8 protein-coding genes and 1 tRNA gene are annotated in these 8,930 nt (G+C 36.0%); all 9 read left to right on the top strand.

The genetic code is table 11. The features are described 5' to 3' along the window. Positions 1-464 precede the first annotated feature (464 nt). The 9 genes from AB1414_10530 (at position 465) to AB1414_10490 (ending at position 8,408) form a co-directional block, all read left to right on the top strand. Positions 465-1,973 carry a 2-isopropylmalate synthase gene (locus AB1414_10530; protein ID MEW6607866.1) on the top strand — a complete coding sequence of 503 codons (1,509 nt, stop codon included), beginning with the start codon at positions 465-467 and terminating at the stop codon, positions 1,971-1,973. Between the two features lie 33 nt (positions 1,974-2,006). Then, positions 2,007-3,353, top strand: coding sequence for an adenylate/guanylate cyclase domain-containing protein (locus AB1414_10525; protein MEW6607865.1), 1,347 nt, complete (start codon positions 2,007-2,009; stop codon positions 3,351-3,353). Positions 3,354-3,413: 60 nt separating this feature from the next. Next, entirely contained in the window at positions 3,414-3,992 is a 579-nt protein-coding gene (locus AB1414_10520) for a SurA N-terminal domain-containing protein (protein MEW6607864.1), read from the top strand. After that, positions 3,989-4,201, top strand: a complete 213-nt coding sequence (locus AB1414_10515) for a hypothetical protein (protein MEW6607863.1) — start codon at positions 3,989-3,991, stop codon at positions 4,199-4,201. The genes AB1414_10520 and AB1414_10515 overlap by 4 nt, the downstream gene beginning before the upstream one ends. Then, on the top strand, positions 4,194-4,487 hold the full coding sequence (locus AB1414_10510; GenBank protein MEW6607862.1) for a hypothetical protein: 294 nt from the start codon (positions 4,194-4,196) through the stop codon (positions 4,485-4,487). Before AB1414_10515 ends, AB1414_10510 begins: the two co-directional genes overlap by 8 nt. Before the next feature lie 17 nt (positions 4,488-4,504). Then, positions 4,505-4,906, top strand: a complete 402-nt coding sequence (locus AB1414_10505; protein ID MEW6607861.1) for a MazG family protein — start codon at positions 4,505-4,507, stop codon at positions 4,904-4,906. 41 nt (positions 4,907-4,947) lie between these two features. After that, positions 4,948-5,022: transfer RNA gene (locus tag AB1414_10500), tRNA-Cys, on the top strand. Between the two features lie 994 nt (positions 5,023-6,016). Continuing rightward, positions 6,017-7,474: an ATP-binding protein gene (locus AB1414_10495; protein MEW6607860.1), complete on the top strand. Its 1,458-nt coding sequence runs from the start codon at positions 6,017-6,019 to the stop codon at positions 7,472-7,474. After that, entirely contained in the window at positions 7,440-8,408 is a 969-nt protein-coding gene (locus AB1414_10490) for a hypothetical protein (protein MEW6607859.1), read from the top strand. The genes AB1414_10495 and AB1414_10490 overlap by 35 nt, the downstream gene beginning before the upstream one ends. Positions 8,409-8,930 lie beyond the last annotated feature (522 nt).

Raw genomic sequence — 8,930 nt, 5'->3', positions numbered from 1 at the left:
AGGAGGATAAGTCCTTCCCTGACCAGTATTACTGGATATTATGACAGGGACATCCTAAAAAGTCAAGTGGAAAGATGTGGATAGTGACGCAATTGACGCTCATGTGGATAAGTTGATGGACAGCAGATCTGTCCACAACTTACCCACAATCGCTTGGATAACTCTTTGAGTTATCCACAATTGCTTGGATAAGTCCTTTGGAGTTACCCACACTCTCCACATCACTACCACTACTAATAATTAATTTTTTAATTTTATTTTCAACCCCCAACCCCCAATCTTGGGGGCTTTAATAAGGAATTAAGATTGTGGCATTCAAAATGACCAACAATATATATTATACGAGGAGGATGAAAATAGTGGGTAGGAGATAGAAGGTGGGAGATGAGGAGATAAGCGTGGGGAGTGATGTTTTCTTTACTTTCTACTCTCTACTCTCTACTTCCTATTTTCAGGAGAATAAAATGGAGAAGATATACATATTTGATACGACATTACGAGATGGTGAACAATCGCCAGGAGCAAGTCTGGAGATAAAAGAAAAACTTGAGATTGCCAAACAATTAGCCAGGTTGCAGGTAGATATTATTGAGGCTGGTTTTCCAATTTCATCCCCTGGTGACTTTGAGTCCGTTCGGCTAATTGCTCAAACAATTGAAGGACCAACTATCTGTGCCTTAGCTCGTGCCCGAAAAGGAGATATAGATAGGGCATGGGAAGCAATCTCTGGCGCTAAAAAACCCAGGATACACACCTTTATCTCTGCCTCTAACATACAAATAGAACACCAACTTCACAAATCCCCGGCTGAGGTAATCGAAATTGCGAAAGAAATGGTTGCCCTGGCTAAAAGTTATACCGATGATGTTGAATTTTCACCAATGGATGCGACAAGGGCTGATGTAGAATATTTATACGAGATGATTGAGGCGGCTATTTCTGCAGGGGCAACAACAATCAATATCCCGGATACTGTTGGTTATACTATTCCCGAAGAATTTGGCAATCTCATCAAAAATATCATCGCCAATGTCCCAAATATTTCTAAAGCGATTTTAAGTGTTCATTGTCATAATGATTTAGGATTATCTACCGCTAATTCATTAGCCGCAATTCGTGCGGGTGTCCGACAGATTGAATGCACCATAAATGGCATTGGTGAACGGGCTGGTAATGCCTCTTTAGAAGAAATCGTGATGGGAATTAAAACCAGACCCGACTTCTTTAGGCTTAAAACCAATGTGGATACGACCCAAATCTATAAAACATCTAAAATGGTGAGTCACTACACAGGAATACCAGTTCAGCCCAATAAGGCTATCGTTGGAGCAAATGCCTTTGCTCATGAATCCGGAATCCACCAGGATGGTTTCCTCAAAGAGCGAACAACTTATGAAATTATGACCCCGCAAAGTATTGGACTTCCATCAAGTAAAATTGTCTTAGGAAAACTTTCTGGAAGACATGCCTTTAAACATAGATTAGAAGAATTAGGTTATGAGATTAGTGAGAATGAATTTGAAAAGGCATTTGAAGTATTCAAAAAGACGGCGGATAAAAAGAAAGAAATTACAGATAGTGATATTGAGGCAATCATTAATGATGAAATTTCAATAGTCGAAGAATCCTATTCACTTGATTCTTTAGAGGTGTGGTGTGGAAATAAAATTACACCAACGGCTAAGATAAAATTGATTACTTCAAAAGGGCAAATATTAGAAACAGAATCAGCTGGCTCAGGGCCGGTAGATGCGAGTTACGAAGCCATTGATAAAATAGTCAATCCCAATTGCAAATTAGTTGAATTCGCAGTCCAATCAGTTACAGGTGGAATGGATGCGATGGGTGAAGTAACTATTCGTATTGAAAAAGAGGGAAGGATATTCGTCGGTCGTGGGGCAGATACAGATATTATTGTTGCTTCGGCTAAAGCATATCTTAATGCCATCAATCGCTTAATGCAAACAAAATAGAGAAGAAGTCAGTGAAGCGTGAATAGTTAAAAAATGGAAGCAAAATTTAAGAAAAAAACATCAATACAACTTAAATTTACCCTCGCCGTTAGTCTACTCATTGTCGGAATTTATCTTTTAATCGGTAAGTTTGTCTTAGACTATCAGAAAAAGGCACTTACCGACGAAACACAAAAACGCATCTTGACACAACTGAAACTCATTGCCCAAAGTAGCCAAAAATTACTCCTCCAACCAGAGCCTGAATTTTTCCTTTCTCCTTTAATTAAACGCACTATAGAAGAAGATAAGGATATTTTATACATAGTGGTGACAGATGCAAAGGATAAAATTAAGGGACATCAGGATATGATGAAGATAGATACGCTGTATGAGAAGGATAAGAATTTAGTCCATAACCACTTATTTCATGTAAGCACCCCTATTTATCAAAAAGATATAAAGATAGGCACAGTTTATCTTGGCTTTTCAAAAGAGGGGATTAATAAGATATTACTTACAACCCGAAATAGGATTATTTTAATGACATTAATTGTTCTTTTAATTGGAATAATTAGCACTATTTTCCTGGTTAAATTTATTATTAAACCAATCACGACATTAGCAAAAGGGGCACAAGAAATTAGTAACGAGAATTTTGATATTATCATGCCTATTAAAAGTAAAGATGAGCTGGGTGAGTTAACTTTTAGTTTTAATTGTATGGCAAGAAGTTTAAAGGAAAAACAATTGATGAAACATACCTTTGAACGATATGTAACTAAAGAGGTAGCAGATACTATCTTACAGAATATAGAAGGTGTGCGGTTAGGTGGTGAGCATAGAGAGGTTACGACACTCTTTGTTGATATTCGTGGTTTTACTCAGGTCTCAGAAAAGTTATCGGCAGAAAAAATAGTGCATTTATTAAATGAGTTTTTTACGATGATGGTTGAGGTAGTTTTTAAATATGAAGGAACAGTAGATAAGTTTATGGGCGATGGGCTGATGGCTATTTATGGTGCACCAATTAAACATGAAGATGACGCTTTCCGAGCTGTTAAGACGGCGATAGAAATGAAAAAGATGTTAAATGAATTTAATAAGAATCGAAAAGAATCTATTCATATTGGGGCAGGCATTACTTCTGGTGAGGTAGTTGTAGGCAATATTGGTTCTGAGAGACGAATGGAATATACGGCGATTGGAATGCGGGTAAATTTAGCCGCTCGACTTCAAAATTTAGCCCAAAAAGATCAAATATTACTTGATAAAAATACTTATCTTAAAATAGCAAATTTAGTAAATGTCCTTAAATTAGAACCTATTATGATTAAAGGATTAGAAGAACCAATAGAGATATATGAAGCGATTAATTTAAAGGAAAAGGTTTTGAAATAAAAAAATTACTTGCTTTTTTATAACTAATATGATACAATTTATCACCAGGAGGTAAAAAAAATGTCCAAATATTTTATTGTGTTGATTTGTATGAGTTTTCTTGCAACAGGTTGTGGGACTAATTCCACAACTTTAGCTACGGTGAGAGGAGAAAAAATTACACTTAAAGAGTTTGAAGACCAATTTCGTAATCTTCCTCCTGCCTATCAAGTTATGCTTACTACACCAGCGATGAAGGAGAAACTTTTAGACCAGATGATTACAGAAAAGTTGATGATTCAAGAGGCAATAAAAGAAGGATTGCCTCGCAAAAAGGAAGTTCAAGAACGATTAACTCTGCTTAAAAATCAAATGCTGATTGAGGAGTTAATTAAGGTTAAGGTCTTTGATAAAATCAATATAAGCGATGACGAGGCAAAAGAATTTTACGAAACTCACCAAACACAATTATCTCAAGCGTTCCCAGGAAAAGGATTTGATGAGATTAAACAAGATATTAAACGGATGATGATGCGAAAAGATGAGACAAAAACACGATTGATGTTTCAGACATGGATAGAAGGATTGAAAAAAGAGGCAAAGATTACTAAGAATTTGACTTTGTTAGGAAGTAGTAAAAAGGAAGAAGGTAAAAAATGAGTAATGGAAGATATGCACAACAAAGGTCATTTGAGTCAATGAAAGAGGAAACCGACCGTGTCATAGGAGCGGCATTGGGAGGAGCTTTTTTAGGAGGGTCTCTAGGGGGGGGAATTGGTGCTGTATTGGGCGCATTATTTGGTGCTATTGCAGGTGCAGCAAGAAACAACCAACTTAGAGAAGAAAGAGAGAGAATATATCATGAATGAAATGACAGGGGGAATTTTGTGTGGAGGGATAGGGGTAATTTTTCTAATTCTCTATCGAGGACTTAAATATGGCATATGGAAACCAGCTCTACAAAATATGATTGTTATATTTCTATATGGAGTAATGATTCCCTTTGGATGTGTTTTAATTTCATTCTCACTTTTTGGCAAACCCGAAATTGACATAGCTCAATATAAAATTTATTTTACAATTGCTGGAATTGCAGTACTTTATGTCTCTGTCTATGGTATAATTGAAGAAATTAGACCCATTGATAAAAAATAATTGTTTTACCGAATAAAATGAAAGAGCAATTTACACAATTAGTCGAGATAATTGCCAAATTACGTGGTGAAAACGGTTGTCCGTGGGATAAAGAACAAACCTCTCAATCCCTTAAACCTTATTTACTTGAAGAAACTTATGAAGTGCTCGAAGCGATTGAGAATGAAGAACCTGATGGATTAAAAGAAGAACTGGGCGATTTGATGTTGCAAATTGTGATGCAGGCTCAATTGGCAAAAGAAAAAGGGCTGTTTGACATTCAGGATGTTTTAACCGGCATCTGTGAAAAACTTACACGCAGACATCCACATGTATTTGGGGATATGAAGTTCAATAATTCAGTAGAGGTTATTGCCCATTGGAAGGAGATTAAAGAACAAGAAAAAATCAGACAAAAGGCTGATAAAGGAACAGGTTAATAAGTTACTACCTTATTAAGTTGTTTCCTTGTCAACTTGATGGCGGCGTAGCCAAGTGGTAAGGCAGAGGTCTGCAAAACCTTTATGCATCGGTTCAAATCCGATCGCCGCCTCCAGAATCAGCAGTAGAGGATAAATTATGGAGAAACGCTCATGACTCTGGAGGGCACAAATGACGATGAAAATGGAAAGGAAACACACCCCTAACTCCTTTCAAGAGGGGAATAAGGGAGGCGCAAGTTTATATCCTGTGAAAGCACGAACGCAGGCTAAAAGCCAGCTACCAGGTTAAAAATCTGTGTAATCTGCGAAATCTGCGGATTATTTTCAGAAGAAACGGTCATGCCCATGTAGGACACAAGGAGGATGAAAATCGGGGTTCGGAATTCGTGGTTCGGAACCGAAAGCCATAGAATAGAAAATCTAATTTCTGGCCTCTGACTTCTGTTTTCTAACCTCTGTCTTCTGACCTCTGTTTACAGATAAAAGAAAGACTAATGGATTTAATCAAAAATATAGAGGTTTTGACTAAAAATAAAATTTACCTTTCAATAGAAAATAGTTGTTGACAGAATAAATAAAAATAAATAAAATATAATTGGCGGAGCGATGATTACGGGTCCAAATACCAGTCAAGAGATTATCATACTGGGGCGTCAGGACAAAGATTATTTAAAATCTAAATAATCCTGTTATCAGGAGCGCCAATCTCATTTGTAACTCGTCTCCGCCATTTACCAATTGATAAAAGAGATTTAACGAATCATTGCAACGAACGGTGGGTCAGGTGGTTTTTTTAAAACTTTGTGGTTTATCAAGCGTTAATCTTGCTTATAAAGTTTAGTAGCAATTCTCCCCGCCGCCGCTGAACTCTATCGTTGGAACAATAGTAGTTGGATTTGGCATTTTAACATTCTTCTTCTTAAATAAAAGAACTTGCTATTAAATTAGGAATGAAAACTATGCAAGAAGATGGTTTTCAAAAGGTGCAAAGAGGAGTAGTAACAACCGGGGAGGAGGTTCTCAGAGTCGTTCAAGAGGATATAGGTAAAGAGTGAACCAGATTATAATCTCTTTACTATCTTGTTTTCCCTAATATAAGGAGCAAATATGGGAAATATAAGAAGGAATAAAATAGAACCTAGGCATTTGTGGCATTATGATATCCATAAAAAATTTAAGGAAAATCTTCTATATATCCTGCTTGGGTTTTTGCCTGTGTATAAAAGAGACGAAATTTTTCCTCAAATCAGAGACTTTTTAAAGGAAAACCAGATTTCTTCTTATTGTATCTATGAGATTTATGGCATCTATGATATACTTGTGCGAATATGGCTCCCTCAAAAAATATCCCCTTTAAATTTTCTAGGAGAATTGGAAAATGAATTAAAATATTTATATTGCACCAAAGCAATTCCATTTGTGGTAAAGGAAAATCCTATCCATTGGAAATGGTGGTCTTCTGAAAAAGACCAAATTGATTCTCCCTCCTCTCAAGATATATCTAATTTGTCAGAGGATATTATCAAAAATTTGGATAAGGGGAATCTTTCAAAGGAAACCATGAAAAGCCTGAAAGAACAAAATATCCTTAGGATACTTGACAAAAAGTCTTTTGAGGGAATTAAGTTTTTCATAGTAATTCCACCTCCTATGATTGGAGAGTGGCCTACATCTGCAACTACACAGAGGATTATAGATAAACTAAAAATCCTTTTAACAAAAATCATGGAGATTACCGAACCATCCATATATGTGGGAAGTGGATTTGCCTGGCTCCTGGTAAAGGGAAAAATTTCCTTTTCAGAATATCTTAAGTTAAACGATTTCATCCAGGAAATTAGCAAAACTGGGGTAGAGGAATTTAATATTAGAGCCTATACCTATTTTGTTACTAATGTCACTTCTCCTTATTACATAGAAAAGGAAGGCATATCGTCTTTATCTTTGGGGATTAGTGAAAAATTTGAAATTACAGACTACCTTAACAAAGAAGAAAACGGAGAGTTTGAGGTTAAGGGCTCTTTATGTTTTGATATAGATCGCTGGTGCCGGGATGAAAATTACAAAGGTGAACTTAGTAATGAGATTGCAATAAATGGAGTTTTAAAGTCTATTGTAGGATTTTTGAATGCAAAGGGAGGAATAATTCTTGTAGGTGTCCTTGAGAAGGAAAGATATAGAGATGTTTTGGAAAAGTCCAACAATCCCTTATCAAAACTTCCACAGGTCAAGAATCGCATTGTATCCGGGATTAACCGGGAATATGGTTCTAAAGCTTGGGATGTATTCTCTCGTAAATTAACTGACCTTATCAGAGAACATATTGGAAGAGAGGTCTCGGCTATGGTCACAGTGCAAAGATATACATATAAAGATATTGACCTTTGTCTTATACAGGTGCCAAAGGGAAAGATATGGTATTATCTCGACGAAACTCAATTTTATGTAAGACGATCCAATTCTACTATACTACTGGAAGGGTACGACATGGATCTCTACAAAGAGTCATTCTATAGAGGGGTGTTGAAAAATGGAGAAAGGCAACAAAACCAAAGCATACCGTAAAAGAAAGGAAAATTTGGAGTATTCAATGTCTAAATGGTGGTTAATGAGGTTAATTAAGGAAAAGTATTCTCCAGATAAAGAGATTCTAACCTATTGCTTTGGGAAACTACCTCATTGGAAGTATATTATATATTGTGAAAGTAGCGAATTAAGAATACCTTATAGACTTTGTGAAGAAGATGATGAAGAAAGCAGGTTTGTAGGCAAAAACCTGTCATTGGAGGAGTATTCTTCCCTTAATGAAAAAGAAAAACTTAAACTTCAATCTGACCTTTGGAATGATAATAAAGGGTGGATTGAAAGTAAGTTTAGGGAATTAAAGGCGGCATGGATAGCGGTAATTGATGGAGAGGTAGTAGCATCTTCAGAAGATATAGATGATTTTCCTCAACGCTCTAAGATATTAGAGATTTGTGAAGAGCATAATGGAAAATTCCCTTTTATCTTTGAGGATAAAGAGAGATTCTTAAGTATCGAAGAGAGTTCTTCGTCATGGTCAAGAGTTTCTCCAGATGACAATTATCCTACAGCAGAAATTCAAGTAATCTCATTAGAACCAAAGTCAAAATCTATCAATATTACTGCAGACTTTGATACAGGATGTGGTGAAAGTTTATATGTGGATATGAGTTACCTAATTTCAGAAGGTTTAACTTCACCTCCTTATCCTGAGGACAGACCTGAAGAACATGAGCATTTGAATGCTCACTTTTTTTATTACCGGAGAAATTTTTCTCTTGGGGTGGTTTCAGAGATGGGCAAAGTATTGAAAGCGAAATTTTCTATTCCCTGCGTTCGAGATTGGGGTAGAAGTCCTTTTGTGAAGATAAATAAAGAACGTCGGGCGTTAGTTGGAAGAAGACTATTTCAAAAGTTAAATCCCAGTCCTAATGTTTTACTCAAATTTGGGGATAAAAAGACAGAGATTTATTAGTATAGTTTCGTTATTTATAATACCTTTGCGAACACAGGAAGGAGAAATTCAATATATCAACAGACGAGCACAAGAAAGGATGTAACTGTTCACCGCAGAGACGCAGAGAAAAAATTAAAATTTATTCACCAGAGACAGAAATTTCCTTTTTTGTGCATTTCGGGTCTTTCATTGTTTATTAATCTTTTAATACTTACTTTCGACTAACTGTTTTTGTAAGCGTTCAGGTGGTGTAACTCGATGTTCAAGTTTTTTAAAGGTATAAAGATTTAACCGCAAAGAGCGCAAAGGAAGGTTTCGCAAAGGACGCAAAGAAAGAAAAACAGGTCTATAAACGAAAACGAACTTTCAAATATTGTTAATTGCTTATAAATTTCAATGTATTAAGACTCAAGGAAGGAATTAAAAGGGTGGTGAACAACCTATAATCTTTGCGTTCTTTGCGGTTAATTTCTTTGCGTTCTTTGCGGTTAAAAAAGGATAAACCACTTAATCTTAAAAAAACTTGAATATCGAGTGTAA

It is taken from the genome of bacterium, assembly GCA_040755795.1.
Taxonomy (GTDB): Bacteria; UBA9089; CG2-30-40-21; order CG2-30-40-21; family SBAY01; genus JBFLXS01.
The sequence above is the reverse complement of the archived record's forward strand: the minus strand, read 5'-3'. Positions and strand labels throughout refer to the sequence as shown.

Coding starts and splice junctions, on each gene's coding strand:
- AB1414_10530 (MEW6607866.1), top strand. CDS start 465: ATGGAGAAGATATACATATTTGATACGACATTACGAGATGGTGAACAA.
- AB1414_10525 (MEW6607865.1), top strand. CDS start 2,007: ATGGAAGCAAAATTTAAGAAAAAAACATCAATACAACTTAAATTTACC.
- AB1414_10520 (MEW6607864.1), top strand. CDS start 3,414: ATGTCCAAATATTTTATTGTGTTGATTTGTATGAGTTTTCTTGCAACA.
- AB1414_10515 (MEW6607863.1), top strand. CDS start 3,989: ATGAGTAATGGAAGATATGCACAACAAAGGTCATTTGAGTCAATGAAA.
- AB1414_10510 (MEW6607862.1), top strand. CDS start 4,194: ATGAATGAAATGACAGGGGGAATTTTGTGTGGAGGGATAGGGGTAATT.
- AB1414_10505 (MEW6607861.1), top strand. CDS start 4,505: ATGAAAGAGCAATTTACACAATTAGTCGAGATAATTGCCAAATTACGT.
- AB1414_10495 (MEW6607860.1), top strand. CDS start 6,017: ATGGGAAATATAAGAAGGAATAAAATAGAACCTAGGCATTTGTGGCAT.
- AB1414_10490 (MEW6607859.1), top strand. CDS start 7,440: ATGGAGAAAGGCAACAAAACCAAAGCATACCGTAAAAGAAAGGAAAAT.